Here is a 26,137-nt window from a genome sequence, read left to right on the forward strand (position 1 = left end):
CCCGAAACGCAGACGTGCAGCTGCCTGCGTCGGCCGCGCGCTCCCGGAGGTGCTAGCCGTAGCCGCCGTGCACGGGATTGTGGCTGCGCACCGCCATCACCAGCCCGAAGCCGGCCAGCAGCGAGACGGCCGACGTACCGCCATAGCTGATCAACGGCATCGGCACGCCCACCACCGGCAACAGACCCGAGATCATTCCGCCATTGACCAGCACGTAGACGAAGAACGCCAGGCCGGTGGCACCGGCCAGCAGCCGCGAATAGGAGTCGCGCGACTGGCTGGCAATCCACAGGCAGCGCCCGATCACCACCAGGTACAGCGCCAGCACGACGGCCACGCCGATCCAGCCGAATTCCTCGCTCAACACCGAGAATGCAAAGTCGGTGGTCTGCTCGGGAATGAAGTTCAGGTGCGACTGCGAGCCTTCGCCCCAGCCCTTGCCGTCGAACCCGCCGGAACCGATCGCGATCTTCGACTGGATGATGTTCCAGCCCGCGCCCAGCGCATCCATTTCCGGGTCGAGGAACATCATGATGCGGTCCTTCTGGTAGGGCCGCAGCAGCCAGAACCAGGCCAGCGGCGCAACCGCGGCCACGCCGCCCACGCCCAGCCCCACCCACCACCATGGCAACCCGGCCAGCAGCAGCACGAACACGCCGCTGGCGGCGATCAGCACGCCCGTGCCGAAGTCCGGCTGCAGCATCACCAGACCGGTCGGCACGCCGATGATGACCAGCGACACCAGCACCGTATTGATGCGTGGTGGCAAGGGCACCCGGTGCAGGTACCAGGCCACCATCATCGGCAGGCTCACCTTCAGCAGTTCAGCCGGCTGCAGGTAGAAGAACTTCAGGTCCAGCCACTGCCGGCCGTATTTGCCGGTACCGAGCACGAACACCGCCAGCAACGGGATCATCGAGATCGCGTAGATCATCGGCGTCGCCGAACGGATGCGCAGGATCGGTACCCGCGAGATGGCCCACAGCGCGGCCATGCCCACGGCGAAGCGGGCGCCCTGCGCCATTACCAGGCTGTCGCCGCCTGCACTCTTCAGCGTGGCCAGGCCGATCATCATCAGCGCGCCCAGGGCAAGGCACAGCACCCAGTCCAGCGTGCTGAAGAAGCGCCGCAGCATGTCCCCGGCCCATCGCAGGAAGGCCTTCATCGCGTCGCCTCCGCAGCCGCCGGTGGACGCGGCGCGGCAGGCAGTGCCGGTGCCGGCGCAGCGGGTGTTCCCGGCTGCGGCTGGGGCTGCGGGGCCGCAGCGCCGATCAGCACCGGATGCTCACCGACCTGTGCGGCGGCAGCATCCCCCGCCTGGCGGGCGCCCACGTCCTCGTTGTCGAAAGCGGTCGCACCGATGGCGGTGGTGCCGCGTTCGCTGTCCAGCGGCTGGATGCCATCGGGCATCTTGCCCAGCAGCCAGGCATCGAACACCTTGCGTGCGATCGGCGCAGCTGCCGAGCCGCCGTAACCGCCGCCTTCCACCGCGATCGCCAATGCGATCACCGGCTGATCAGCCGGCGCGAAGCCAACGAACAGCGCACGGTGGCGCAGGTGCATCGGCAGGCTCTTGGGATTCACCGCTGCCGTGCCACGGCGGCTGACCACCTGCGCGGTGCCGGTCTTGCCGGCCATCACGTACGGCGCCCCGACCGCCACCCGCCAGCCGCTGCCGCCGGGCTGCATGGTCGCCATCATGCCTTCGCGCACGGCCTGCACGTTGTTCGGATTGGGGCTGACCGGCTTGCTGTCGCGTGCCGGCACCCCGGTCCACTCGCTGTCGAACCCTTCGCGCTGCTGGATGACCAGGTGCGGCGTGCGCAGCTGCCCGCTGGCCAGACCGCTGACGCCCCGCGCCAGCTGCAGCGGAGTGACCTTCCAGTCGCCCTGGCCGATGCTGATGTTGACTGTATCGCCGGGGTACCACGCTTCCTTGCGGGTCTTCCGCTTGTACGCCGGTGACGGCAGGATGCCGCCGATCTCGCCGGTCAGGTCGATGCCGGTCGGCTGGCCGAAACCGTAATAGTCCATGTAATGGTCGAAACGCTCGATGCCCAGGTCCAGCGCCAGCCGGTAGTAATAGGTATTGACCGAATTTGAGATCGACTTGCGCAGGTCGGTCCAGCCATGGCCGCCACGGTTGGCATCGCCCCAGCCGCGGCTGGTGCCGGGCAGGTAGAACATGCCGGTGGACAGGATCTTGTCTTCCGGGCGGCGCACACCGGCGTCCAGACCGGCCAGTGCGATCAGCGGCTTGAGCGTCGAGCCGGGGGCCACGCCGCCCAGTACGAGACGGTTGAACTGCGGGCGCGACGGATTGTCGTTCAACGCTTTGAAGTCGGCGTGGGAGATGCCGTTGACGAACAGGTTCGGGTCGTACGACGGCAGGCTGACCATCGCCAGGACCTCGCCCGTGCGCGGGTCCATCGCGACCGCCGAGCCTTCCTGGTCGCCGAAGGCGGCAACCATCGCCCGCTGCAGGTCGGCGTCGATCGACAGGCGCAGGTCGACACCGGACTGCGCGGCAACGCGGCCGATGGTGCGGATCGCACGGCCCTGCACGTTGGTCTCCACCTGCTCGTAACCGACCTTGCCGCGCAGCTGCTGCTCGTAATAACGCTCCAGGCCCGACTTGCCGATGTGGGTCAACGCGGCATTGCCCTCGCCAAGGATCTCCAGATCCTTGTCATCGACACGACCGACGTAGCCGATGATATGCGCGAACAGATCGCCGTACGGATAACGACGGGTCAGGTAGGGCTCCAGCTCGACACCCGGGAAGCGCCAGCGATCGACGGCGAAGCGTGCCATCTCATCGTCGGTCATGCGCAGCTTGAGCGTGACCGGCAGGAACTTCCGGCGCGCCTTGCGCGACTTGTTGAACGCCTCCAGCTCTTCCGGACTGATCTCGATGATCTTTGCCAGTCCTTCCAGCGTGGCATCCATGTCCTTGACCTTGTCCGGGGTCACGTCCAGGCGGAAAGCCGGCACGTTCTCAGCCAGCAGGCGGCCGTTGCGGTCGTAGATCATGCCGCGCCCCGGCACCACCGGCCGCGGCTTGATGCGGTTGGCTTCCGAACGGGTGGCGTAGATGTCGTGGTCCAGCACCTGCAGCTTGAAGTACCAGCCGCCCAGCCCGAGCAGGCAGACCAGCACCCCCAGGAAACCCAGCGCCGCACGACGGCGGAACTGCTCGGCTTCGGCGTGCGGGTTCTTGACCTGGCGGCGCGGAATCATGGCTCAACGCCCGCGTTTGCCGAAACGCACCGCGTCCAGCAGCACGAATACCAGCGGCCACAGGCCCATGCCCAGCAGCGGCGCCCACCAGTACGACCACGGCAGCGTCGGCTCATCCACCACGATGTGCACCAGCGCGCTGACGATGCGGTCGTTGAACAGCAGGCCACCAATGGCGAGCATCTGCTGGGACATCGGGAAGAAGCGGATGCGGGCGCGGAAGCGCTGCAGGATGAAGGCCAGCATCACCAGGCGCAGCGCTTGTTCACCCAGCACCCCGCCATACAGCAGGTCGGCGACAACGCCACTGGCGAATGCGATGCCGAGACCAACGCGCTCGGGCGTTTCGATCACCCAGTACGCCAGCACCAGCGCCAGCCAGTACGGGCGCAGCGGCTGCAGCAGGGCCGGCAGCGGCAGCAGGCCCAGCAGCAGGGCCACCACCAGACTGGCCGGCAGCACCCAGGGATTGTCGCGCAGGCGGCTCATCGCTGGACCCCTGCGGCGGCGGCCGGTCCGGTTGCCGGCTGCGGATCCGGGGCGGTCGAAGACGCCGGAGTGACGGCCGGCGCCGACGGCTGCCCTGCGCGGGTGTCTGCCGGTGCTGCTGCCGGTGCTGCTGCCGGCGTTGCCGGGACTGGCACGGTTGCCGCATTGGCTGGCCCGCCTGGCGCGGTGTCCTCCAGCTGCAGGCGTACTTCCGGCGGGATGCGGATCGCTGCGCCCGGGCGCAGCAGCAGCACATCGCGGCCGCGGTCGAGCTGTGCGGCCGGCTTCAGCTCACCGACCAGGAAGGCATGGGTGTCATCCGGGCGCAGCGCGGTGATGGTGCCGACCGGGAAACCGGCCGGGAAACGGCCACCGAGACCGGAGGTGACGATCTCATCGCCCACTTCCACCCCGGCACTGAGCGGGATGTCGCGCAGTTCCAGCGTATCGCCGCGACCGTAGACGATCAGGCGGACACCGTTGCGGGCCACGGTCACCGGCACGGCATGGTCGGGGTCGGTCAGCAGCAGCACGGTAGAGGTGCCGCCGGTAACGCTGATCACCTGGCCCATCAGCCCACCGGCGTCGATCACCGCCTGGCCGACATGCACTCCCTCGCGGCTGCCTGCGTCGAGTACCAGACGCTGTTTCACCGGGTCCAGGTCGATATCGAGGATCGGCGCCAACTGCACGTCCAGTCCGCTGCGCTCGGCCACGTTCAGCAGTTCGCGCAGCTGGGCATTGTCCAGCGCAGCGGTCTGCAGACGGGTCAGGCGGGCGTTGGCCAGCAGCAGCTGGTTGCGCAGCTCGCGGTTCTCGCTGACCAGCTGGCTGTGGCTGGCCGCGTTGTCCTTGACCTGGCTGCCCAGCTTGCCCGGCAGGCCTGCCAGGGCCCAGACCGGCTGCACCAGGGTGTTGGCCTGTTCACGCAGGCGCGCCAGCCAGCCGGCCTGGTCGTCGAGGACGATCAGGGTGATGGCCAGCGCGAGATAGGCCAGCAGCCGCAGCGGGCTGGCGGCATCACCGGATCGGGAAGCAACGGGAGGACCGGCGTAGGGCGGCACGGCAACGATTCAACTGGCAGAAGGCGGAGGGGAAACACGCGGACGCCCCGCCGGTGCCGGCCCGCCAACGCGACGGGCCGCACCCCGGAGGGGCGCTGCGGGCAGGAACGGCCGGGACGGCTTATTCCGGCGCAAAGAACTCGTTGCCGTGCATGTCGACCAGCTCCAGCGCACGACCACCGCCGCGGGCCACGCAGGTCAGCGGATCGTCGGCCACCTGCACGTGCAGGCCGGTCTCCTCGGAGATCAGGCGATCCAGGTCGCGCAGCAGGGCGCCACCACCGGTCAGCACGATGCCGCGCTCGGCGACGTCGGCGCACAGTTCCGGCGGCGTCTGCTCCAGGGCCAGCTTGACCGCGCTGACGATGCCCGACAGGGGTTCGTGCAGGGCTTCGAGCACTTCGTTGGAGCTGATCTTGATCATCTTCGGCACGCCCTCGGCGAGGTTGCGGCCGGAAATCTCCAGCTCCTGCACCTCCGCCTGCGGGTAGGCACAGCCCAGCTCCACCTTGATGCGCTCGGCCGTGGCTTCACCGATCAGCATGCCGTGGTTGCGGCGCACGTAGTTGGTGATCGACTCGTCGAAGCGGTCGCCACCGATGCGGACGGAGGCCGAATAGACGATGCCGTTGAGGGAGATGACCGCCACTTCGGTGGTGCCACCGCCGATATCGATGACCATCGAGCCACGGGCTTCGGTGACCGGCATGCCGGCGCCGATCGCAGCGGCCATCGGCTCTTCGATCAGGTACACGTCACGGGCACCGGCTTCCTCGGCCGATTCCTTGATCGCACGACGCTCGACCTGGGTCGAGCCGGCCGGCACACAGACCAGCACGCGCGGACTCGGGCGCAGCACGCGGGACTTGTGCACCTTCTTGATGAAGTGCTTGAGCATCGCCTCGGTATAGGTGAAGTCGGCGATGACGCCATCCTTCATCGGGCGGATGGTGGTGATGTGGCCCGGGGTACGGCCCAGCATCTGCTTGGCCTCGGCACCGACGGCTGCCACCGAGCGGGTGCCACCGATGGCACGGTCCTGGCGCACGGCCACGACCGAAGGCTCATTCAGCACGATCCCCTGCCCGCGCACGTAGATGAGGGTGTTGGCCGTGCCCAGGTCGATGGACAGGTCATTGGAGAACATGCCACGGAGTTTCTTGAACATCTGAGGAAGGAGTCCTGAGGGGTGTCGTGCCCGCCGCGGGATGGCGAAAAAATGGGCAGAAATCGAGGCCGACAAGCCTAGCAACCCGCCTGCCGCCGAGCAAGGAAAAATCCAGCTGAACCCGCGTCTTCACAGGCTTTGGGCCTGATCCGGCATCACCCGCTTCTGGCCCTGAGCGGCACCAGCGGGTAACCTTTGCGCCGTCGGGCGCCCAAGGGCGCCGTTTGCTTGCCCGTCGAAGCGGGCAGGCCCACCCCAAAATTCACCGCATAGGCTTACATCGATGTCCGCTCTGATCTGTGGTTCTCTTGCCTTCGACACCATCATGGTGTTTCCGGACCAGTTCAAGAATCACATCCTGCCGGACAAGGTGCACATCCTGAACGTGTCGTTCCTGGTCCCGCGGATGCGCCGCGAGTTCGGCGGCTGCGCCGGCAACATCGCCTACAACCTGCATCTGCTGGGCGGCCACCCGATCCCGATGGGCACGGTCGGCTCGGACTTCGGCCCGTACCGCGAGTACTTCGATGGCCTGGGCATCGACCTGTCGCGCGTGCGCGTGATCGATGAGCTGTTCACCCCGCAGGCCTTCATCACCACCGACCACGACAACAACCAGATCACCGCCTTCCACCCGGGCGCGATGATGCGTTCCTACGAGAATCACGTGCGTGGCGTGCCGGGCGTGACCCTGGGCCTGGTCGGCCCGGACGGCCGCGAAGGCATGATCCAGAACGCGCTGGAATTCCACGAGGACGGCATCCCGTTCATCTTCGACCCGGGCCAGGCCATGCCGCTGTTCAACGGGCCGGAGCTGCGCCAGTTCATCGAGCAGGCTGACTACGTGGTGGTCAACGACTACGAGTCGAACCTGCTGCAGGAACGCACCGGCTGGGACGAGAAGGAAATCGTCAGCCGCGTGCAGGCCTACATCACCACCCGTGGCCCGAAGGGTGCGGTCATCCACACGCCGGACAAGAGCTACGACATCCCGCCGGCGCACGAGCGCCGTGTGGTCGATCCGACCGGCTGCGGCGATGCCTTCCGCGCCGGCCTGATCTACGGCATCCAGAAGGGCTACGACTGGCTGACCATCGGCCGCATGGGCAACCTGATGGGCGCACTGAAGGTCGAGCACCCGGGCACCCAGAACCAGCGCTTCACCTTCGATGAGTTCAACGAGCAGTTCAAGCAGCAGTTCGGTTACGCGCTGAACGCGTAAGCCTGCCGGCACTACCGGAACTTCCGACCGACACGTTGCCTGCTCTCTGTACAGCCGAGCCATGCTCGGCTTGCGCGCGCCAGCGCGATCTGACCGCAGAGCAGCCGAGCGTGGGCTCGGCTCTACACGGTCATGCGCCCTGCCACGCTGCCAACAGCGCGCGGCAATCGGCGAAATGCCAGTCGGCCCGGCCCGGCCATGGGTTCTCCGGCAGATTGACCAGCACGGTGTGCGTGCCTGCGGCACGGCCGCACTCCAGATCATAGGCATGGTCACCCACCATCACCGCCTGCGCGGCGGCAATGCCCCAACGCCGCAGGTGCTGCTGCAGGCCATCCGGCGAAGGCTTGGGCACCGCTTCTTCGCGGCCGATGATGTCGGCATCGTCGAACAATTCGCCGACCCCGATCGCCTCCAGCGTCAGCTTCGCCAGCGCATGGTCGTTGCGGGTCAGGATGCCCAGCCGGCAGCCAGCCGCCGCCAGCGCGCGCAGCAGCTTCACCGCGCCCGGTGCCGGCAACGCCTCCTCGGCCAGCCCGCGCTCGTGGTCCAGCAACCACTCACGCTTGGCCTGCGCCGATGCGTCGGGCAGCGCCGCGATATGGTCGAGGATGTCTTCCTCGGCGGCGATCTCCAGTGCGCGGCGGATCGCGGCAAAATCATGCACGGCCACGGTCAGCGTGCCGTCCATGTCGAACACCCAGTGGCGGATCGCGGGCAGCGCCTGCGCGGCCGTGGCCGCGCCCGGCATCACTGCCACCACGACGGCATGCGGCTTGCGTCCACGCCCCCGGTCTCGAACACCGCCGTGCGGGTGCCGCCGGCCTTGACCGGGAACTCGATGCTGATCGACCTGCCCTTGCGGGCAAGCTTCCACAGCGCCTTCTGATCGGTGATGAACAGCGCAATCGCTTCATCGGTCTGCGGCCGCCAGGCGGCCATCGACACCGGCTTGCCGTCGTCCACGGTCACCTTCACCGTGCACTTCGGGCAGCGGAAATCGCCCGCCTGCAGCACCAGGTAGGCGTGCCGCTTCCACTCCGGATGATCGCGGAACACCAGCTGCACCGGCTTGGCGCCACTGCCATCCACGTCCACCCGCTCCTTGCTGTAGATCTGCGCCGACACCTGGTTGCCCTTGTTGCCGACCGGTATCTGGTTGTACTGCCACAGCGCCTGCATGCGGCGCAGGTCGCGCGCGGCATCGCCCTTGGCCTTGACCTCGTCGAAGCCTGCGGCGATGCGCTCGGCGGCGGCCGTGTCCTTGTACTCATCCAGCAGCGCGGCGCCATGCAGTCGCGCGCGCTCCCAGTCCTGCGCGGCGACGGCCATGTCGTACTGCCTGGCCACGTCCTCGGCCTTGGCTTCCTTCTGCGCCTGAACGGCGGCCGCGGCGGCTTCCTGCGCCTTGCGCTCTTCTTCGGGATTGCTGCAGGCGGCCAGGGCTAGGGTGCAGGCGGTGAGCAGGATCAGTCGTTTCATGGCAGAGGTCCTTCGTGTTTTTCGCATGCTTGCAAAGTCGCGCATGGCTCGACTCTACAAAAAAAGCGCCGGGCAGTGCCCGGCGCTTGTTCTTACTTGGCTTCGGCCTTGGCCAGCATGTCCTGGACCGAGGCGGTGGTGATCGGGTGGTAGCCCGGCTTGGCCTTTTCAAAGGCCTGCTTGGCCAGCTGCAGCCCCTTCGGCGTCTTCACCAGTTCGGCGTAGATCGGCAGGATCAGCTTGCGACGGCCGACACGCTCGATGAATGCCGCCGCGGCCTCATTGGCCGGCTCGTAGCCGCTGCGGATGGCCAGCGGATACCAGCGCATGGCGATCTCGCCATTCGGCGTGCCCGTGAAGTGGAAGGCCTTGTCCAGCGTGGCCAGCGTGTCCAGCGGCTGGGTCGTGCCCAGGCCGTCGATGAAGCGCACCCACTCCTGGGTGCTCCAGTCAGCGATGACCTGGCTGCTGGGCACGGTGCCTGCGCTGGTGAAGGCGATGCGCGCGGTATCGACGCTGCTGAAGTTGCGCGACTGCGCCTTGGCCGCGAACGCCGGGATGCCCGGCTCATCCAGCCATGCCTTCAGTTCGGCTTCCGTCACTGCCGACGGGTTCTTCGGCAGCAGGTTCTTCTTCAGGTACTCGACGAACTGGTCGGTATTCGCGCTCTGGAAGGCGTGGTCATCGAACCAGCCGCGCAGGAACGGATCGAAGGTCTCGCGGCCGAAGCGCTGTTCCAGGAACTCCAGGAACCAGGAACCCTTGACGTAGGCCACCTGGCTCAGGGCTTCATCGGGGTCACGCTCGTTCAGCGGCGGCAGCGCCAGTGCCTGGTCGGCGGGGCTCATGTCCTTCACTTCCGCCAGCAGATCGGTCTGGTCGATCTGCCGCTCCATTTCGGCCATCTCCTTGCCGTACAGCGCTTCGGTGATGCGGCCCTGGACGTAGGTGGTGAAGCCCTCGTTGAGCCAGATGTCCTTCCAGCTCGCGTTGGTCACCAGGTTGCCCGACCAGCTGTGCGCCAGTTCGTGGGCGACCAGCGACACCAGCGATTTGTCGCCGACGATCACGGTCGGGGTGGCGAAGGTCAGGCGCGGGTTCTCCATGCCGCCGAACGGGAACGACGGCGGCAGCACCAGCATGTCGTAACGGCCCCAGCGGTACTCGCCGTACAGCTTCTCGGCGGCACCGATCATCTTCTCGGTGTCCTCGAATTCCTTGGCCGCCTTGCCGACCATGGTCGGTTCGGCCCAGACGCCGGAGCGGCCGGAGATCGGCTCGAACACCAGATCGCCGGCGGCGATCGCCAGCAGGTAGGACGGAATCGGCTGCGGCATCTTGAAGGTGTAGTCACCGTCACGCGCGGCCTTCGGATCGTTGTCGGCGCTCATCAGCACCATGACGTCAGGGCGCGAGACCACGTGCGCGCTGTAGGTGAAGCGCACGCTCGGGGTGTCCTGCAGCGGCACCCAGGAACGGGCATGGATGGCCTGCGACTGGCTGAACATGAAGGGCAGCTTCTTGCCTTCGGTCATCGAGGGCGCCAGCCACTGCAGGCCCGAGGCGGTCGGCGCGGTGTGGTAGGTCACCTCGACCTTGGCCGGCTGCTGCGGGGCCTCGATGGTCAGCTTGCTGCCGAACACCTTGTCGGCCGCCGCCAGCTCGAACTTCAGCGGGCTGCGCGCGCCGTCAGCGGCAACGGCTTCGACCTTGGACACGGTCAGCTCGCGGGTGTCGAGCACCAGCTGCGTGGCGTCCTTCTGCTTCCATTCCAGGGTGTAGGTCGCGGTACCGCCGATCTGCTTCTGGTCGAAGTCGAGCTTCAGGTCCAGCGCGATGTCCTTGATGACGACCTTGTCCGGCTCGGCGTACGAGCTTTCGTCGTGGCTGCGGTTCTCGGCGTTCACGGGAGCGGCGGGGGCCTTTTCGGCAGTCGGGGCGGCGGCGGGCGCGGCCGCCTCCTGGGAGCAGCCAGCGGCCAGGGCCACGGCCAACGGAAGGAGCATCAGCGGATTGCGCATGAATCGGGACCGTTACGGGGAGCAAACCCCAATGGTACCTCCCTCCGGCCCCGCAGGCGTTGCGCGGTGCGGGGTAAGGCAGGGCGGCCGGCGTTGCCGGGTAGCGCCGGGCCATGCCCGGCGAGCGCGCAGCGCGGCCTGCGTCGGACCTTGCGACCGTCTGATCGAACAGCCGCCGGGCATGGCCCGGCGCTACCGACGGATGCCGGGCCACGCCCGGCGGCCCTGGATGCCTTACAGCTTGTAGCCGGAGTGGATCGACACGATGCCGCCGGTCAGGTTCTTGTAGTGGCAGCGCTCGAAACCGGCCTCGCCCATCATGGCCTTCAGCTCGTCCTGCGGCGGATGCTTGCGGATGCTCTCGGCCAGGTACTGGTAGCTGTCCGAATCATTGGCGAACAGCTTGCCCAGCTTCGGCAGGATCTTGAACGAGTGGAAGTCGTAGATGGGCTTGAACCAGTCGGCGGTGACCTCGGAGAACTCCAGCACGCGCGCCTGGCCGCCGACCTTGAGCACGCGGTACATCTCGCGCAGGCCGGCATCCTTGTCGGTCACGTTGCGCAGGCCGAAGGCGATGGTGACCAGGTCGAAGCTGTTGTCGGGGAACGGCAGGGCCTCGGCATTGCACTGGACGTAGTCCAGGCCCAGCACCAGGCCGCGGTTGGTGAGGCGATCACGACCCACCGACAGCATGCCGGCATTGATGTCGCCCAGAACCACCGAACCTTCGGCGCCGACGCGCTCCTTCAGCAGGGCGGCAATGTCGCCAGTGCCCCCCGCGAGGTCAAGCACGCGGTCACCCGGCTTCACCTGCGCGGTGGCCACGTAGTAACGCTTCCACGCCCGGTGCACGCCCAGGCTCATCAGGTCGTTCATCAGGTCGTAGTTGCGCGCGACCGAGGTGAACACCTGCCCGACCAGCTTCTGCTTGTCCTTGGCGGCGACGTCGCGGAACCCGAAATGGGTGGTACCGGATTTGTAGGGGGATTCGCTCATGCCCCGATTATCGCACCGCCAGGGCCGCTGCGGGGGAATGGCGCCTTATCATGGCAGCCCATGACCTTCCGGAGCCCCGCATGATCACCACACCTGATTACCAGGCCCTGTTGCAGACCGCCATCGCCGAAGCCCGCCAGGGCCTGGCCGAGGGCGGCGTGCCGATCGGCGCGGCGCTGTACCACAACGACGGTCGCCTGCTCGGCTGCGGCCACAACCGCCGGGTGCAGGAAGGCGATCCCTCCGTGCACGGCGAGACCGACGCCTTCCGCAAGGCCGGGCGCCAGCGTCGCTACCGCGACACGATCATGGTGACCACCCTGGCCCCGTGCTGGTACTGCTCGGGACTGGTGCGCCAGTTCAACATCGGCACCGTGGTGGTCGGCGAGTCCCGCACGTTCCAGGGCGGCATCGACTGGCTGCGCGGAAACGGCGTCAATGTGATCGACCTCGACAGCCAGGAATGCGTCGACCTGCTCGGGGGCTTCATTGCGCAATATCCCGAGATCTGGAACGAAGACATCGGCGAATGAGTGCCGTGGACTGACCCCAGCCCGCGTTTAATGAATGCTTCATCCGCGGCAGGCCCTTGTGCAGTCAGCGTCTGCGGCGTTCGATGTGACGCGCTGCGCACTCAGTCAGCACGCATGCACACGCTGCGGTAACACCCCATCGCTCCGGTGCGCCTACGGTGGGGTTACCGGGGCCTCCTACCCCGGCGGAGCCAGCCATGTGCGCGCACGCCGCAAGCCCCACGCCCGATCCGATCCTTGACGCAATCCGCACCCGGCTGCGGAACCAGTATCGGCTGCACCGGCGCGGTGCGCTGTTCTGGACCGCTTACCAGGGCATGCAGCTGGAACTGGTGCGCGACCATCCACACGACCACGTCCGCCTGTGCAACGCGATGGCGGACATCGCTGAAGACCTCGGCGTGGTCGAGCACGCCCAACTGATCGGTCATCGCAACGCTGTTTCCACATTGCGATGACACCGCTTCCACCGGCGGCCGGGGCACACTGCGATGCCCCCCACTCCACGTCCACCTCAACCGATTGGATCGACATGCACACTGAAGTCCCTGCCATTCCCCCGGTCATCGACGTCGATGCGGAACTCGACCACTGGCGCCGCCAGCACGCCGACGGTGCGCTGCCTCACAATTCGTTCGGTTCCTACGTGCCCTGGATCAAGTTCGCCTGCGATTCGCTGATCACCCAGCCGCGCGCCAGCAACGCGCAGCGTGATGAGATGTTCCAGACCCAGTATGCGCTGCAGATCATGCCGCGGCTGAGCGAAGCACAGGCCCGCGAGTTCGTCGACCGCTGTTGGCAGCACGTCTACCAGGCCAGCCGCGTGCGCCTGCAGGACGCTCCGCGCCTGCGCGCCTGAGCAGGCCAGCTCCACGCAGGCTGCACGGCCACGCGCCGATCATCGCGTCACCCCAGCGGGACGACGACGATGAAAGCAAGAAACCTGTTCAATACCATCGCCAAGAAGGCCGCGGCCGCCACCGGCTCTCCGTGGACCTTTCTGGGCGCAGTAGCCATCGTGGTGGTGTGGGGCATTTCCGGCCCGGTGTTCGGTTTCAACGACACCTGGCAGCTGGTCATCAACACCGGCACCACCATCATCACCTTCCTGATGGTCTTCCTGATCCAGCACACGCAGAACGCCGATACCGCGGCGATGCAGATCAAGCTGGACGAGCTGATCCGTGCCACCGCGGAAGCCAACAACGAACTGCTGGATCTGGAAGAACTGGACGAACAGCGGCTCGAAGAGATCCGCGCCGAATATGAGCGGATGGCACGCGAAGCCGGCGACGCGCTGGCCCGTGTGCGGGCCTGCCACACGGTGCGCCGTGATGACGAAGCGGTGTAGCCCTGACGACCTGCGAACACCTGATCGAAGCGCCGCCGGGTATGACCCGGCGCTACCGGAATCCGCGCCGGGCCATGCCCGGCGAGCGCGCAGCGCGGTTCCTCAAGGTAAAGCTGCAACACGGCGGTTCCCCACCTGGTTCATTGGCAATCGCTGATAAACGCATGCATCCCTCCGGCACAGACTGGCCGCATGTCCAGTCGTCACCTAACGCGCGGCCGCGATTCGCGCATCGAAGGCTACTATGTGCTCACGACCGTCGTGCGGCAACGTCGGCGTGTTTTTGCGGATCCCCGTTGTGCTGCATGCCTTGTGGATTCGCTTCGCTACGTCGAACACATGGGACTCAGCCATTCATTCGCATGGGTCGTCATGCCCGATCATCTGCATTGGCTGGTGCAACTCCGTGATGGAACACTTGCGCGCCTGATGGGAACGCTGAAATCACGCAGCAGCAGGCTGTTGGGGCAGCAATTTGGCGTGCAGACGCCGCTATGGCAGCCGAGCTACTTCGATCATGCGGTGCGCACTGAAGATGCAATCAGGCGCCATGCGCTGTACATCCTTGGCAATCCCGTTCGTGCGGGGCTGGCGATTCAGCTGGACGAGTATCCATTCGCCTGGTGCCGCTGGTCCCTGCGGTAGTACCGAGCCCCGCGAATGTCTGATCGAAGCGCCGCCGGGTATGACCCGGCGCTACCGGGATCTCACCGACAGGTGTGGCCTGCGTCAGACTTTGCGAATGTCTGACCGAAAAGCCGCCGGGTATGACCCGGCGCTACCGGGATCCCGCCGACAGGTAGCGCCGGGCCATCCCCGGCGAGCGCACAGCGGGGCCTGCGTCAGGCCCTGCGAACGCCTGATCGAAGCGCCGCCGGGTATGACCCGGCGCTACCGGAATCCACGCCGGGCCATGCCCGGCGCGTCCCGTCAGCTGCGTTCGTGCCAGCCGCCGCCCAGCACCTTGTACAGGGTGATGCGGTTGGCCTGCTGGGCCAGCTGCGCCTGCAGCCGCGTCTGCTGCGCGCTGTAGGCCGTACGACGCGCGTCGAGCAGACTGACGAAGCTGTCCAGGCCGGCGTCATAGCGCGCCTGCGACAGCCGGTTGGCCTGCTCGGCCGCGTCGACCAGACGCTGCTGCGCGCTGACCTGCTCATCCAGGCTGACGTTCATCGCCAGCGCATCCGCCGCTTCGCGGAAGCCGTTCTGGATCGCCTTCTCGTACTGCGCCAGTGCAATGTCACGATCTGCATTGGCGATGTCGAGATTGGCACGCAAACGGCCGCCCTGGAAGATCGGCAGGGTGATCTTCGGCAGGAAGCTCCACACGCGCGTGCCGCTGTCGAAGAGGTTCGACAGTTCATTCGATCCGCTGCCGATGCTGCCTGTCAGCGAAATGCTCGGGAAGAACGCTGCGCGGGCAGCGCCGATGTTGGCGTTGGCGGCCAGCAACTGGTGTTCGGCCGCCATGATGTCCGGGCGCAGCAACAGCACGTCGCTGGGCAGGCCGGCCGGCGGTGGGGCCAGTGCCAGCAATTGCGGCTCGATGCCATCCGGCAGCAGAGCCGGGTCGACCTGGCCACCGGCCAGCAGCGCCAGGGCATTGCGGTCCTGCGCGAGCTGGCCGCGCAGGCGTGCGGCGTCGGTGCGCGCGGTTTCGACCAGGGTGCGGGTCTGGGTCAGTTCCAGTGCTGAACTGCCGCCACGTTCATGGCGTGCTTCTGCCAAGCGCAGTGAATCCTCATAGGTCTTCAGCGTCGCTTCGGCGATCTTCAGCTGCTGGCTGTCGGCGCCGTAGGTCAGCCACGCCGTTGCCGTCTCGGCCACCAGGCTCAGCTGTGCATTACGGCGGTTGGCAGCGATGGCGAAGTACTGCTGCAGTGCTGCTTCGCTGAGGTTGCGCACGCGGCCGAACAGGTCCAGCTCGAATTCGGCCACGCCGACGCCGGCAGTGAACTGCTCGGTGACTCCCGCATCCGTACCCGTGCGCTCCATCTGCCCGGTGATGGCCACACCCGGCACGCGGTCGGCGCGCTGCACCCGGTACTGGCCGCGTGCGCGCTCGACATTGAGCACGGCCACGCGCAGGTCGCGGTTGTTGTCCAGCGCCTGGCCGATCACCTGCTGCAGGCGTGGATCGCTGAAGAAGTCACGCCAGCCCAGCGTGGCCACATCGGCAGCCTGGCCCTGCGTGGCCTCTGCCGGCCATTGCGCAGGAATCGCCGGGGCAACGGCCGTGTCCTTCGGCGCGAGGGTGGAGCAGCCGGCGACCGTGAGCACGGCGGCCAGGGATACAGCAAGAGAAGAGAATTTCATGGCGACACCTTGGGGGTCACGGTGGTAGCGCCGGGACGTTCCCGGCAGCTACGCGGTAAGGCATCCGCCGGGCATGGCCCGGCGCTGCCGGATTCCATCACTCGGCGGTCCTGCGTTTGAACACGCGCTGCACCACCACGAAGAACAGCGGCACGAAGAACACGCCCAAAGCGGTGCCGACGATCATGCCGCCCAGCACGCCGATGCCGATGGCCTGCTTGGCGCCGGAACCGGCACCGGTGGAGATCGCCAGCGGCACCACGCCCATGCCGAACGCAAGCGAGGTCATCACGATGGGACGCAGGCGATCGCGCACGGCATGCATGATCGATTCGATCAGGCCGGCCCCCTTCTCCAGGTTCTCCTTGGCGAACTCGACGATCAGGATCGCGTTCTTGCTGGTCAGGCCCACCGTGGTCAGCATTGCCACCTGGAAGTAGATGTCGCGCTCCAGGCCCTTGAAGGTGTTGGCCAGCACCGCGCCGAGGATGCCCAGCGGGGCAGCCAGCAGCACGGCGGTCGGAACACTCCAGCTTTCGTACATCGCGGCCAGGCACAGGAACACGATCATCAGCGACAGCGTGTACAGCAGCGGAGTCTGCGAGCCGGCCTGGCGTTCCTGGTAGGACATCGCGGTCCACTCGATGCCGAAGCCCGCCGGCAGCTGCTTGGCCAGCTGCTCGATCTCGGCCATGGCGTCACCGGAGGCGACCCCCGGGGCCGGTTCGCCCTGGATTTCCATTGCCGACACGCCGTTGTAGCGCTCCAGGCGCGGCGAGCCGTAATCCCAGTGCTTGCTGGCGAAGGCGCTGAACGGAACCATCTCGCCCTTGTCGTTCTTCACCGACCAGAGATCGAAGTCCTCAGGCGCCATGCGGAACGGCTGGTCGGCCTGCACGAACACGCGCTTGACGCGGCCACGATCGACGAAATCATCGATGTACGCGCTGCCCCATGCGGTGGCCAGGGTGGTATTGACCTGGGCGATCGACAGCCCCAGCGACGTTGCCTTGGCCACGTCGATGTCGATGCGGAACTGCGGCGTGTCTTCCTGTCCGTTCGGGCGGACGTTGGCCAGCTTCTTGCTGCCGGCCGCCAGGCCGAGCAGCTGGTCACGCGCGGCCACCAGCGCATCGTGGCCCTGGCCGCTGTTGTCCTTCAGGAAGAAGGTGTAGCCCGAAGCAGTGCCCAGCTCCGGGATCGCCGGCGGCGGGAAGGCGAAGATGAAGGCGTCCTTGATCCCACCCAGCGCAGCCATGGCGCGGCCGGTGATCGGCATCACGCCGTTGTCGGCGTCACGCTCGCTCCAGTCCTTCAGCTTGACGAAGGCCATGCCTGCGTTCTGGCCCATGCCGGCGAAGCTGAAGCCCTGCACCGAGAACACCGACTCGACCGCCGCCTTCTCGTTCTCCAGGAAGTGGTTCTCCAGTGCCGCGATCGATTCCAGGGTACGTTCCTGGGTGGCGCCGACCGGGGCCTGCACCAGCGCCATCAGCACGCCCTGGTCTTCATTGGGCAGGAACGAGCTGGGCAGGCGCATGAACAGAACCGCCATCAGCACGAACAGCGCGGCGACGATGCCCATGAAGCGCCACGGACGGTTCAGGATGCCGCGTACACCACGCTGGTAGCTTTCGCTGGTGCGGTCGAACCCCCGGTTGAAGCCGTTGAAGAAGCGACCGGCCAGGCCGCGGTGGGCGACATGATGCTCGCCCTTCTTCAGCGGCTTGAGCAGGGTGGCGCACAGCGCCGGGGTCAGTACGATCGCGACCAGCACCGACAGCGCCATCGCCGAAACGATCGTGGCCGAGAACTGCCGGTAGATCACGCCGGTGGAGCCACTCATGAAGGCCATCGGCACGAAGACGGCCGACAGCACCAGGCCGATGCCGACCAGTGCACCGGTGATCTGACCCATCGACTTGCGGGTGGCCTCCAGCGGCGACAGGCCCTCCTCGGACATGATGCGCTCGACGTTCTCCACCACCACGATGGCGTCGTCCACCAGCAGGCCGATCGCCAGCACCATTGCGAACATGGTCAGCATGTTCACCGAGAAGCCGAGCATCGCCAGTACGCCGAACGTGCCCAGCAGCACCACCGGCACGGCGATGGTCGGGATCAGGGTGGCGCGGAAGTTCTGCAGGAACAGGTACATCACCACGAACACCAGCACGATCGCTTCGATCAGGGTCTGCACGACGCCCTTGATCGACACGCGTACGAACGGCGTGGTGTCGTACGGAATCTCGGCCTTCAGGCCGGCCGGGAAGAAGTTCTTCAGGTCGTCCAGCGCAGCATCCACGCCGGCGGCGGTGTCGAGCGCATTGGCGCCGGTGGCCAGGGTGACGGCCAGGCCGCTGGCCGGCTGGCCGTTGTAGCGGGTGACGAAGTCGTAGGATTCCGCGCCCAGCTCGACGCGGGCGACATCCCCCAGGCGCAGTTCGGCACCGTCCTGCGCGCCGCGCACGACGATGTTGCGGAACTGCTCCGGCGTCTGCAGGCGCGACTGCGCATTGATCGTGGCGTTGAGCTGCTGGCCCTTGACCGACGGCGCGCCGCCCAGCTGGCCGATCGCCACCTGTGCGTTCTGTGCCTGGATCGCTGCGGTCACTTCCGGCACCGACAGGCCATAGGTATGCAGCTTGTTCGGGTCCAGCCAGATGCGCATGGCGTACTTGCCGCCGAAGACCTGGATGTTGCCCACGCCCGGGACTCGGCTCAGGCGATCGACGACATTGGAGCCGACGTAATCGGCGATGTCGTTGGCATCCATGCTGCCGTCTTCGGAGACGAAGGCGATCACGTTCAGAAAGCCCGAGCTGGACTTGGCCACGTTGATGCCCTGCCGCTGCACTTCCTGCGGCAGCAGCGGCATGGCCAGCTGCAGCTTGTTCTGCACCTGCACCTGCGCGATGTCCGGATTGGTACCGCTCTCGAAGGTCAGGGTGATGGTCGCCTGGCCGTTGGCCGAGCTGTTGGAGGAGAAGTAGATCAGGCCATCAAGGCCCTTCATGTTCTGCTCGATGATCTGCGTCACCGAGTCTTCGACCACTTTGGCCGAGGCACCCGGGTAGGTGGCGCTGATTTCCACCGCCGGCGGAGCGACGTTGGGATACATCGAGACCGGCAGCTTGAACAGGGCCAGGCCGCCGGCGAGCATGATGATGATGGCGATGACCCACGCGAAGATGGGTCGATCGATGAAAAAGCGTGCCATGGAATTCTCCGCTTACTTCGCGTCGCCGGCCGGAGCCGCAGGCGGGGCAGCGGCCGGCTTGGCCGGTGCGGCGCCCTTTTCGGTGGCGTTGACCGGCATGCCGGGGCCGATCTTCTGCAGGCCTTCGACGATGACCTTGTCGCCGGGCTTCAGGCCATCCTCGACCAGCCACTTGTCGCCGATGGTGCGGCTGACCTTGACCGGGCGGACTTCGACCTTGCTGTCCTTGCCGACCACCATCGCCGTGGTGTCACCCTTGGCATCCCGGGCGATGCCCTGCATCGGCACCAGCACCGCGTCGCTGCGCACGCCGCCACCGATCACTGCGCGCACGTACATGCCCGGCATCAGCAGGCCATCGGGATTTTCCACCTTCACCCGCAGGCCGAAGCTGCCGGTGGCCGGATCGACGCTGACTTCGGAGAACTCCAGCGTGCCCTTGTGCTCGAAAGCGCTGCCGTCTTCCAGCAGGATGCTGACCGGCGTCTGCTGGTTGTCCTGCAGGCGGCCGGCGGCCAGCTCGCGACGCAGCTGCAGCAGCTCGGCCGAGGACTGGGTGAGGTCGACATAGATCGGATCCAGCTGCTGCACCGTGGCCAGGGCGTCGGCCTGGCCGGCGTTCACCAGCGCACCCTGGGTGACGCTGGACTTGCCGATGCGGCCGCTGATGGGCGCGGTGATGCGGGCGTAGCCCAGCGTGACGTTGGCCGAATCCAGCGAAGCCCGGGCGGCACCGACATCGGCCTCGGCCTGCTTCTGCGCGGCTACGGCGTTTTCCAGATCCTGCTGGCTGACCGCATCGACCTTGGCCAGCTCGGTGATGCGCTTGGCACTCAGGCGCGCGGCGTTGGCCGTGGCTTCGGCGCGGGCCAGCTGTGCGCGGGCACTGTTGGCCTGGGCGCGGTAGCTGGCGTCATCCAGCTGGTACAACGGCTCGCCGGCCTTGACCATGCCGCCCTCGGTAAACAGGCGCTTGGCCACGATGCCGCTGACCTGCGGACGGACTTCGGCCACCAGGAAGGCATTGGTCCGGCCCGGCAACTCGCGGGTCAGGCCCACGGTCTCGGACTTCAGCGTGACCACGCTGACCTGGCCGGGCCCCTGTTCGGGGGCCTGGGGTTCGCCGCCACAGGCGGCCACGGTCGTGGCGATGGCCAGCGACAGCGCAAAGGGTCGGATTCGGCTCAGCAACATGGGGAAGGCTCTTGGAAGGAAGAATCTCAGTAGGCACTGATACGGCGGACACTTCCCGGGAACGGGTTGAGGCCTCTCGTACAACGCCCACCCGGGCAGGCATGGGTGCCGGAACAGGACAGCCACGCACACGACGGGAACGATGGAGGTGAAATATACATACATGCGTATTTGTTTGTAACCAGGTACAATTCAGCCACGTTTCACCCGTACTCGTACCCATGGCCCGCAAGACCAAAGAGGACACCCAGGCAACCCGGGAAGGCATCCTTGACGCCGCCGAAGCCTGCTTCCATGAACATGGCGTGGCCCGTACCACGCTGGAGATGATCGGTGCCCGCGCCGGCTATACCCGCGGCGCCGTGTACTGGCACTTCAAGAACAAGGGCGAGGTGCTGGCCGCGATCATCGAACGGGTGCACCTGCCTTTCATGCAGGAGCTGGAGCGCACCTCCACCGAGCAGCGCGATACGCCGGTGCATGATCTGCGCGCGGTGATGATCCATTCCTTCATCGAGCTGTCCGAAGACGAGCGCCTGCGCAAGACCATGGAGATCATGCTGCGCAGCGATGCGTCGGCCGATACCAAGGTGCTGACCGAACTCCAGCAGGCCGGTTTCCGCGACGCGCTGGACCGGATGGAGCGTGCGCTGCGACGCGCGCAGGCGCTGGGCCAGCTGCGCGAAGGCGCCGACCCGAAGATCGCCGCGCGCATGCTGCACGCGACCGTGCTGGGGGTGCTGCATGGCGCGATGGTCGAGCCGGATCTGATGGATCTCCAGCGCGACGGCATGCTCGCGCTGGACATGACCCTGGCCGCCTACGTGAAGGAAGGCGTGTTCGAGCCGGGCACCGTACCTGCGCCGTTGCCGGAGGCCTGAGCGCACAGGGGTCGGATCCCTCAAACAAGAAGGCCGCCTTTCGGCGGCCTTCTGCGTTACAGGATGTAGCGGCTCAGGTCCGGATCCTGCACCAGTTCACCCAGATGCGCATCGACGTAAGCGCTGTCGATGGCCAGGGTCTCGCCATCGCGGTCAGGCGCTTCGTAGCTGAGCGAATCCAGCAGGCGCTCCAGTACCGTATGCAGGCGGCGGGCACCGATGTTCTCCTGGCGCTCGTTCACCTGGAAGGCGATCTCGGCCAGGCGGTCGATGGCGTCGGCAGTGAAGCTGACCTTGACGCCTTCGGTGGCCAGCAGCGCTTCGTACTGCTTGGTAAGCGCCGCCTTAGGCTCGGTCAGGATGCGCACGAAATCACCCTTGCTCAGCGCGCCCAGTTCCACGCGGATCGGGAAACGACCCTGCAGCTCCGGAATCAGATCGCTCGGCTTGGCCAGATGGAAGGCACCGGAAGCGATGAACAGGATATGGTCGGTCTTGATCGTGCCGTACTTGGTCGACACGTTCGAGCCTTCCACCAGCGGCAGCAGATCGCGCTGCACGCCTTCACGCGAGACGTCGCCACCACCCACGTTGTCACCGCGCTTGGCAACCTTGTCGATCTCGTCGATGAAGACGATGCCATGCTGCTCGCAGGCTTCGATCGCCGCAGTGCGGATATCGTCCTCGTTGACCAGCTTGCCGGCTTCTTCCTCCAGCAGCAGCGGGCGTGCCGCCTTGATGGTCAAGGTGCGCTTGTGCGCCTTGGCACCACCGCCGAGATTGGCGAACATGGACTTCAGCTGCTGGCCCATCTCCTCCATGCCCGGCGGCGTCATGATGTCCATGCTGACGTTGGCGGCCAGATCCAGTTCAATCTCGCGCTCGTCCAGCTCACCATTGCGCAGCATCTTGCGGAACTTGATGCGGGTTTCGTTGTCCTGTGCCGACGGCTCGTTGCGCGCCACTTCCGGGTCGAAACCGATGCCGCCGCTGCGGCGTGGCAGCAGCGCATCGAGAATGCGGTCTTCGGCACGTTCTTCTGCCTGGGTGCGCACGCGCACCTTGGCCTGCTCGCGGTACAGCTTGACCGCGGTATCGGCCAGATCACGGATGATCTGTTCGACGTCCTTGCCGACGTAGCCGACCTCGGTGAAACGGGTCGCTTCGACCTTCACGAACGGCGCATTGGCCAGCGTGGCCAGGCGACGCGCGATCTCGGTCTTGCCGACGCCGGTCGGGCCGATCATCAGGATGTTCTTCGGCATGACCTCATTGCGCAACTCGGCCGGCAGCTGCATGCGGCGCCAGCGGTTGCGCAGGGCGATGGCCACGGCACGCTTGGCGTCGTGCTGGCCGACGATGTGCCGGTCCAGCTCCTGCACGATTTCGCGCGGTGTCATGGTGGCAGAGGAAACTTCGATCTTCGACATGGATGGGCTCACGAATGCGTTGTCGATGACACCGGAACCAGACGGCCCGGCCGGTAGCGCCGGGCCATGCCCGGCGGATCAGGGAGCGTCACAGCTCCTCGACCACCACGTTGCGGTTGGTGTAGATGCAGATGTCGCCCGCGATGTTGATCGCTTCACTGGCGATGGTGCGCGCATCCAGCGCCGTGTGCGCCATCAGCGCGCGGGCCGCCGACAGCGCGTAGGAACCGCCGGAACCGATGGCGATGATGCCGTCTTCCGGCTCGATCACGTCGCCGGTACCGCTGATGATCAGCGAGGTTTCCTTGTCGGCCACGGCCAACAGTGCTTCCAGCTTGCCCAGGCGACGCTCGGTGCGCCAGTCCTTGGCCAGCTCGACGGCGGCACGCTGCAGCTGGCCGTGCTTTTCCAGCTTGGCCTCGAACAGCTCGAACAGGGTGAAGGCATCGGCGGCCGCGCCGGCGAAACCGGCCAGCACCTGGCCATCGCGACCCAGCCGGCGCACCTTGCGCGCATTGCCCTTCATCACGGTGTGGCCGAGCGTGACCTGGCCGTCGCCGGCAATGGCCACATGCTCGCCGCGACGCACGCAGACGATGGTGGTGGCGTGGAAAACGTTGGGGTTCTGACTGGGGTCCATGCGGCCTCCGATAGCTGTTCCCGGGACATGGGGACAGCGCCGGGGCCGATCAAGCCTGCGCGGATGGCTGCCGTTCAGGGCTCGGGCGCCAGCGGCCGCTGCATCCGCCGGGCATGGCCCGGCGCTACCACGGCGATAGCCCACGAAACCGGTAGCGCCGGGCCATGCCCGGCGGACGGTCGGCTACCGGCGGCGCTTGGCGCGCGGATGCGCAGCGTCGTAGACCTTGGCCAGGTGCTGGAAATCCAGATGGGTGTAGATCTGCGTGGTGGCGATGTCGGCGTGCCCCAGCAGTTCCTGCACGCCGCGCAGGTCGCCGGACGACTCGAGGATGTGGCTGGCGAAGCTGTGCCGCAGCATGTGCGGATGCACGTGCTTGAACAGCCCTTGCCGCTGCGCCAGCTGGCGGATGCGGATCTGCACCGCGCGCTGGCTGATCGGCCCGTTGCGGCCCGGAAACACCGGGGTGGCCGGGGCGCCGCCGCTTTCGCTGCGCCAGGCGAGCAGTGCCTCGCGCGCCGGCTTGCCGAACGGTACCCGGCGCTGGCGGTTGCCTTTGCCCATCACGTTGACCAGTCCGCTGGCAAAATCCAGGTCACGCCAGGTCAATGCGCAGACCTCGCTCAGGCGCAGGCCGGAGGAATAGAACAGCTCCAGCAGCGCGCGGTCGCGTCGCCCCAGCTCGCCTTCCGGTTCCAGTTCGACCAGTTGCACTGCTTCATCGGCGTCGAGCACCTGCGGCAGCCTGCGCGGCGCTCGCGGTGCCTTCAGGGTGGCCGCTGGACTGACCTCGATGCGGCCATGCCTGAGCAGCCACGCATAAAAGCTGCGGCAGGCAGACAGCCGCCGCTGCAGGCTCTTGGCCGACAGGCCCCGGCGATGTTCATCGGCGACGAACTGTCGCACGGCGTCAGCATCCAGCGCCTCCACCGGCACGCCCCGCGGCTCGGCCCATGCCGCCAGCGCATCCAGGTCGCGACGGTAGGCGTCCAGCGTATGCGCCGACATCCGCCGTTCCACCTGCAGGTGCTGCAGGAACGCCATGACCGCGCTCATCGCCGCCGCGCTCCGCTCAGTCCTGGAAGCGCTTGAGGCCGGTGGCCAGGGCCTCGCCCATCATGCGCAGGAACAGCGTGCCCATGCCCGGGTAGAAGCGGTTCGGGTCATGGCTGCCGACCGCGATCAGGCCGACACCCGGCAGCGGCAGCAGGGCGGTGGTCTGCACCTCCTCACTGCGCGCGCCATACAGCACCGCGTTCTTTTCCGGCTGCAGGCGGCCGCAGATCGGCTCACCGTCCTTCAGGCAATCACGGAAGGGGCCCAGTCGTGGATCGTCGGCCGCGATGACCTGCAGCCATTCGGCCTGTTCCAGCCCGGCCACCGGCACGTGCACGACCAGCCGCACCAGATCACCCGCAAAATCCTCCTGCAGCGAGGCGGCCATCGCACGCAGGGTATCGGCGGCACTACCCTGCTTCATCAGTGCCAGCGTCAGCTGGTGGGTGCGCACCGCCAGCCGTTCGTTGACCTGGGCGGTCGCGCCCAGATCGGCCAACCGTCGCGCCAGCTCGCGGTTCTTTTCCCGCAGCAGCTCCAGCTGGTAGCTGGCCAGCGATGCGGTCGGGCCGTCATCGCGCGGCACCACCAGGGTCAGCGCCAGGTCCGGAAACTGCTTGAGGAAGGCCGGATGGCGCCGCAACCAGGCAGCGACTTCATGGGCCCCGAGCTTGTCGACGGTCTCAGTCATGCGATCCACTCCCCTTCGAAGACGAATGCGGTGGGGCCGGCCATCACCACGGGCTGCCCCTCGCCCGGCCACTGGATGCGCAGTTCGCCGCCGGGCAGGCTGATGCGTGCATCGCGCTGCAGGCGACCGCGCTGCATGAGGGTGACTGCGGCTGCACAGGCGCCGCTGCCGCAGGCGAGGGTCTCGCCGACGCCCCGCTCGAACACGCGCAACCGCGCGTGGTCCGGCGCGATGACCTGGGTGAACCCCACGTTCACCGACTTCGGGAACGAGGCATGCTGCTGCAGCAGCGCGCCGACCCGCTCGACCGGCGCCGCATCGATCAGGCCCACCTCGATCACGGCATGCGGATTGCCCATCGACACCGCAGCAAACCGCACGCTCTCGCCCTGCAGCGGCAGCAGATACTCCTCGCGCGGGTGGGCAAAGCCGACCAGCGGCACGCTGGCAGGTTCGAATGCGGGTACGCCCATGGTCACCGCATACTGGCCCTGGCCCAGCACCTGCACCGCATGGCTGGCCAGTGGGCTGTCGATGACGAATGCATCGCCCTGGGCACTGCCCTCGCGCACCAGCCAGGCCGCGATGCAGCGCGCGCCGTTGCCGCACTGCTCGGAATTGGAGCCATCGGCATTCCAGATCCGGTACGAGGCGACCGAGCCTTCGGCGCGCGGGGCCTCGATGGTCAGGATCTGGTCGCAGCCCACGCCGGTGTGGCGGTCGGCCAGGCGCGCGGCCAGCTGCGGCGTGGGCGGCGCGATGCCGTCGCGCAGGTCGATCACTACGAAATCGTTACCCGCGCCGTGCATCTTGCTGAAACGCAGCGCGGTGGAACCGGTCTTACTCATTCCCGTCGTCCACCTTCTTCACCGGGTCCGGGGTCACCGACGGACTGCCGTCACCCGTGTCCTGGGTGGCAGGCGGGGTGGCTTCGCCGTCGGCATCGGTGGCCGGCTCGACGGTCTCTTCCACCGGCACCGGCTTCTGCGGCAGCACCAGCGGGCCCTTGTTGCCGCAGGCGGACAGGAACAGCAGCGAGGCCGCTGCCAGCGGAATCAGGATGGCGTTTCGATGGGGAATCTTCATGCCCCGAGTATAGCCACTGCCGGCTGAGCGGTTGGTGGAGGGTACGGCCCCCATGGC

General features: G+C 66.9%; 25 protein-coding genes. 7 read left to right on the plus strand and 18 right to left on the minus strand.

Features of this window, described 5'->3' with window-relative positions; all coding sequences use genetic code 11:
- Positions 1-52: 52 nt before the first annotated feature.
- From rodA to ACZLIF_RS17650, 5 genes are all read right to left on the minus strand, one after another.
- Positions 53-1,165, minus strand: coding sequence for a rod shape-determining protein RodA (rodA, locus tag ACZLIF_RS17630; protein ID WP_053519637.1), 1,113 nt, complete (start codon positions 1,163-1,165; stop codon positions 53-55).
- Entirely contained in the window at positions 1,162-3,240 is a 2,079-nt protein-coding gene (gene mrdA, locus ACZLIF_RS17635) for a penicillin-binding protein 2 (protein ID WP_128989985.1), read from the minus strand. The genes rodA and mrdA overlap by 4 nt, the downstream gene beginning before the upstream one ends.
- A gap of 3 nt (positions 3,241-3,243) precedes the next feature.
- Positions 3,244-3,729: a rod shape-determining protein MreD gene (gene mreD, locus ACZLIF_RS17640; protein ID WP_053519639.1), complete on the minus strand. Its 486-nt coding sequence runs from the start codon at positions 3,727-3,729 to the stop codon at positions 3,244-3,246.
- Positions 3,726-4,793, minus strand: coding sequence for a rod shape-determining protein MreC (gene mreC, locus ACZLIF_RS17645; RefSeq protein ID WP_128989983.1), 1,068 nt, complete (start codon positions 4,791-4,793; stop codon positions 3,726-3,728). Before mreC ends, mreD begins: the two co-directional genes overlap by 4 nt.
- A 121-nt stretch (positions 4,794-4,914) precedes the next feature.
- Positions 4,915-5,961 carry a rod shape-determining protein gene (locus ACZLIF_RS17650; protein WP_005411077.1) on the minus strand — a complete coding sequence of 349 codons (1,047 nt, stop codon included), beginning with the start codon at positions 5,959-5,961 and terminating at the stop codon, positions 4,915-4,917.
- A 283-nt stretch (positions 5,962-6,244) separates the two neighbouring features.
- Here ACZLIF_RS17650 and ACZLIF_RS17655 point away from each other — a divergent pair, with 283 nt between their 5' ends.
- A complete protein-coding gene (locus ACZLIF_RS17655; protein ID WP_128989981.1) occupies positions 6,245-7,183 on the plus strand; it encodes a carbohydrate kinase family protein in 939 nt (312 codons plus the stop codon).
- A 130-nt stretch (positions 7,184-7,313) separates the two neighbouring features.
- On the opposite strand, the gene ACZLIF_RS17660 is transcribed toward ACZLIF_RS17655, so the two are convergent.
- From ACZLIF_RS17660 to ubiE, 4 genes are all read right to left on the minus strand, one after another.
- Positions 7,314-7,934, minus strand: a complete 621-nt coding sequence (locus ACZLIF_RS17660; protein ID WP_128990019.1) for an HAD family hydrolase — start codon at positions 7,932-7,934, stop codon at positions 7,314-7,316.
- Entirely contained in the window at positions 7,934-8,665 is a 732-nt protein-coding gene (locus ACZLIF_RS17665) for a hypothetical protein (RefSeq protein WP_128989979.1), read from the minus strand. The genes ACZLIF_RS17660 and ACZLIF_RS17665 overlap by 1 nt, the downstream gene beginning before the upstream one ends.
- A 92-nt stretch (positions 8,666-8,757) precedes the next feature.
- On the minus strand, positions 8,758-10,686 hold the full coding sequence (locus ACZLIF_RS17670) for a M1 family metallopeptidase (RefSeq protein WP_128989977.1): 1,929 nt from the start codon (positions 10,684-10,686) through the stop codon (positions 8,758-8,760).
- Positions 10,687-10,920: 234 nt separating this feature from the next.
- On the minus strand, positions 10,921-11,682 hold the full coding sequence (gene ubiE, locus ACZLIF_RS17675; RefSeq protein WP_053520441.1) for a bifunctional demethylmenaquinone methyltransferase/2-methoxy-6-polyprenyl-1,4-benzoquinol methylase UbiE: 762 nt from the start codon (positions 11,680-11,682) through the stop codon (positions 10,921-10,923).
- 80 nt (positions 11,683-11,762) lie between these two features.
- Here ubiE and ACZLIF_RS17680 point away from each other — a divergent pair, with 80 nt between their 5' ends.
- The 5 genes from ACZLIF_RS17680 (at position 11,763) to ACZLIF_RS17700 (ending at position 14,211) form a co-directional block, all read left to right on the plus strand.
- Positions 11,763-12,215, plus strand: coding sequence for a nucleoside deaminase (locus ACZLIF_RS17680; RefSeq protein WP_128989975.1), 453 nt, complete (start codon positions 11,763-11,765; stop codon positions 12,213-12,215).
- Between the two features lie 197 nt (positions 12,216-12,412).
- A complete protein-coding gene (locus ACZLIF_RS17685; protein WP_128989973.1) occupies positions 12,413-12,673 on the plus strand; it encodes a hypothetical protein in 261 nt (86 codons plus the stop codon).
- Positions 12,674-12,747: 74 nt separating this feature from the next.
- On the plus strand, positions 12,748-13,074 hold the full coding sequence (locus ACZLIF_RS17690; protein WP_111186202.1) for a hypothetical protein: 327 nt from the start codon (positions 12,748-12,750) through the stop codon (positions 13,072-13,074).
- A 69-nt stretch (positions 13,075-13,143) separates the two neighbouring features.
- On the plus strand, positions 13,144-13,566 hold the full coding sequence (locus ACZLIF_RS17695; protein ID WP_053520445.1) for a low affinity iron permease family protein: 423 nt from the start codon (positions 13,144-13,146) through the stop codon (positions 13,564-13,566).
- 192 nt (positions 13,567-13,758) lie between these two features.
- Positions 13,759-14,211: an REP-associated tyrosine transposase gene (locus ACZLIF_RS17700; protein ID WP_128989971.1), complete on the plus strand. Its 453-nt coding sequence runs from the start codon at positions 13,759-13,761 to the stop codon at positions 14,209-14,211.
- 285 nt (positions 14,212-14,496) lie between these two features.
- On the opposite strand, the gene smeF is transcribed toward ACZLIF_RS17700, so the two are convergent.
- The 3 genes from smeF to smeD form a co-directional block, all read right to left on the minus strand.
- Positions 14,497-15,882 (minus strand): multidrug efflux RND transporter outer membrane subunit SmeF, encoded by a 1,386-nt coding sequence (smeF, locus tag ACZLIF_RS17705; protein WP_128989969.1) that lies wholly within the window; start codon positions 15,880-15,882, stop codon positions 14,497-14,499.
- Positions 15,883-15,979: 97 nt separating this feature from the next.
- Complete coding sequence (gene smeE, locus ACZLIF_RS17710; RefSeq protein WP_478462153.1) at positions 15,980-19,102, minus strand: multidrug efflux RND transporter permease subunit SmeE; 3,123 nt, start codon at positions 19,100-19,102, stop codon at positions 15,980-15,982.
- A 12-nt stretch (positions 19,103-19,114) separates the two neighbouring features.
- The gene (smeD, locus tag ACZLIF_RS17715; RefSeq protein ID WP_065175174.1) at positions 19,115-20,296 is read right to left on the minus strand and encodes a multidrug efflux RND transporter periplasmic adaptor subunit SmeD; all 1,182 of its coding nucleotides are present in this window, start codon (positions 20,294-20,296) and stop codon (positions 19,115-19,117) included.
- A gap of 221 nt (positions 20,297-20,517) precedes the next feature.
- Here smeD and ACZLIF_RS17720 point away from each other — a divergent pair, with 221 nt between their 5' ends.
- Positions 20,518-21,177, plus strand: coding sequence for a TetR family transcriptional regulator (locus tag ACZLIF_RS17720; RefSeq protein ID WP_065175175.1), 660 nt, complete (start codon positions 20,518-20,520; stop codon positions 21,175-21,177).
- Positions 21,178-21,233: 56 nt separating this feature from the next.
- On the opposite strand, the gene hslU is transcribed toward ACZLIF_RS17720, so the two are convergent.
- The 6 genes from hslU to lptM form a co-directional block, all read right to left on the minus strand.
- On the minus strand, positions 21,234-22,607 hold the full coding sequence (hslU, locus tag ACZLIF_RS17725) for an ATP-dependent protease ATPase subunit HslU (protein ID WP_053520175.1): 1,374 nt from the start codon (positions 22,605-22,607) through the stop codon (positions 21,234-21,236).
- An 88-nt stretch (positions 22,608-22,695) separates the two neighbouring features.
- Complete coding sequence (gene hslV / locus ACZLIF_RS17730; protein ID WP_053520176.1) at positions 22,696-23,247, minus strand: ATP-dependent protease subunit HslV; 552 nt, start codon at positions 23,245-23,247, stop codon at positions 22,696-22,698.
- Between the two features lie 183 nt (positions 23,248-23,430).
- Entirely contained in the window at positions 23,431-24,303 is an 873-nt protein-coding gene (xerC, locus tag ACZLIF_RS17735) for a tyrosine recombinase XerC (protein ID WP_053520177.1), read from the minus strand.
- 16 nt (positions 24,304-24,319) lie between these two features.
- A complete protein-coding gene (locus tag ACZLIF_RS17740) occupies positions 24,320-24,994 on the minus strand; it encodes a DUF484 family protein (protein WP_065175177.1) in 675 nt (224 codons plus the stop codon).
- On the minus strand, positions 24,991-25,842 hold the full coding sequence (gene dapF / locus ACZLIF_RS17745; RefSeq protein ID WP_128990377.1) for a diaminopimelate epimerase: 852 nt from the start codon (positions 25,840-25,842) through the stop codon (positions 24,991-24,993). The genes ACZLIF_RS17740 and dapF overlap by 4 nt, the downstream gene beginning before the upstream one ends.
- On the minus strand, positions 25,835-26,080 hold the full coding sequence (gene lptM / locus ACZLIF_RS17750; protein WP_053520180.1) for an LPS translocon maturation chaperone LptM: 246 nt from the start codon (positions 26,078-26,080) through the stop codon (positions 25,835-25,837). The genes dapF and lptM overlap by 8 nt, the downstream gene beginning before the upstream one ends.
- Between the last annotated feature and the right edge of the window lie 57 nt (positions 26,081-26,137).

The organism is Stenotrophomonas sp. 2201_Sma (assembly GCF_056486685.1).

Coding starts and splice junctions, on each gene's coding strand:
- rodA (WP_053519637.1), bottom strand. CDS start 1,165: ATGAAGGCCTTCCTGCGATGGGCCGGGGACATGCTGCGGCGCTTCTTC.
- mrdA (WP_128989985.1), bottom strand. CDS start 3,240: ATGATTCCGCGCCGCCAGGTCAAGAACCCGCACGCCGAAGCCGAGCAG.
- mreD (WP_053519639.1), bottom strand. CDS start 3,729: ATGAGCCGCCTGCGCGACAATCCCTGGGTGCTGCCGGCCAGTCTGGTG.
- ACZLIF_RS17650 (WP_005411077.1), bottom strand. CDS start 5,961: ATGTTCAAGAAACTCCGTGGCATGTTCTCCAATGACCTGTCCATCGAC.
- ACZLIF_RS17655 (WP_128989981.1), top strand. CDS start 6,245: ATGTCCGCTCTGATCTGTGGTTCTCTTGCCTTCGACACCATCATGGTG.
- ACZLIF_RS17660 (WP_128990019.1), bottom strand. CDS start 7,934: ATGCCGGGCGCGGCCACGGCCGCGCAGGCGCTGCCCGCGATCCGCCAC.
- ACZLIF_RS17665 (WP_128989979.1), bottom strand. CDS start 8,665: ATGAAACGACTGATCCTGCTCACCGCCTGCACCCTAGCCCTGGCCGCC.
- ACZLIF_RS17670 (WP_128989977.1), bottom strand. CDS start 10,686: ATGCGCAATCCGCTGATGCTCCTTCCGTTGGCCGTGGCCCTGGCCGCT.
- ubiE (WP_053520441.1), bottom strand. CDS start 11,682: ATGAGCGAATCCCCCTACAAATCCGGTACCACCCATTTCGGGTTCCGC.
- ACZLIF_RS17680 (WP_128989975.1), top strand. CDS start 11,763: ATGATCACCACACCTGATTACCAGGCCCTGTTGCAGACCGCCATCGCC.
- ACZLIF_RS17685 (WP_128989973.1), top strand. CDS start 12,413: ATGTGCGCGCACGCCGCAAGCCCCACGCCCGATCCGATCCTTGACGCA.
- ACZLIF_RS17690 (WP_111186202.1), top strand. CDS start 12,748: ATGCACACTGAAGTCCCTGCCATTCCCCCGGTCATCGACGTCGATGCG.
- ACZLIF_RS17695 (WP_053520445.1), top strand. CDS start 13,144: ATGAAAGCAAGAAACCTGTTCAATACCATCGCCAAGAAGGCCGCGGCC.
- ACZLIF_RS17700 (WP_128989971.1), top strand. CDS start 13,759: ATGTCCAGTCGTCACCTAACGCGCGGCCGCGATTCGCGCATCGAAGGC.
- smeF (WP_128989969.1), bottom strand. CDS start 15,882: ATGAAATTCTCTTCTCTTGCTGTATCCCTGGCCGCCGTGCTCACGGTC.
- smeE (WP_478462153.1), bottom strand. CDS start 19,102: ATGGCACGCTTTTTCATCGATCGACCCATCTTCGCGTGGGTCATCGCC.
- smeD (WP_065175174.1), bottom strand. CDS start 20,296: ATGTTGCTGAGCCGAATCCGACCCTTTGCGCTGTCGCTGGCCATCGCC.
- ACZLIF_RS17720 (WP_065175175.1), top strand. CDS start 20,518: ATGGCCCGCAAGACCAAAGAGGACACCCAGGCAACCCGGGAAGGCATC.
- hslU (WP_053520175.1), bottom strand. CDS start 22,607: ATGTCGAAGATCGAAGTTTCCTCTGCCACCATGACACCGCGCGAAATC.
- hslV (WP_053520176.1), bottom strand. CDS start 23,247: ATGGACCCCAGTCAGAACCCCAACGTTTTCCACGCCACCACCATCGTC.
- xerC (WP_053520177.1), bottom strand. CDS start 24,303: ATGAGCGCGGTCATGGCGTTCCTGCAGCACCTGCAGGTGGAACGGCGG.
- ACZLIF_RS17740 (WP_065175177.1), bottom strand. CDS start 24,994: ATGACTGAGACCGTCGACAAGCTCGGGGCCCATGAAGTCGCTGCCTGG.
- dapF (WP_128990377.1), bottom strand. CDS start 25,842: ATGAGTAAGACCGGTTCCACCGCGCTGCGTTTCAGCAAGATGCACGGC.
- lptM (WP_053520180.1), bottom strand. CDS start 26,080: ATGAAGATTCCCCATCGAAACGCCATCCTGATTCCGCTGGCAGCGGCC.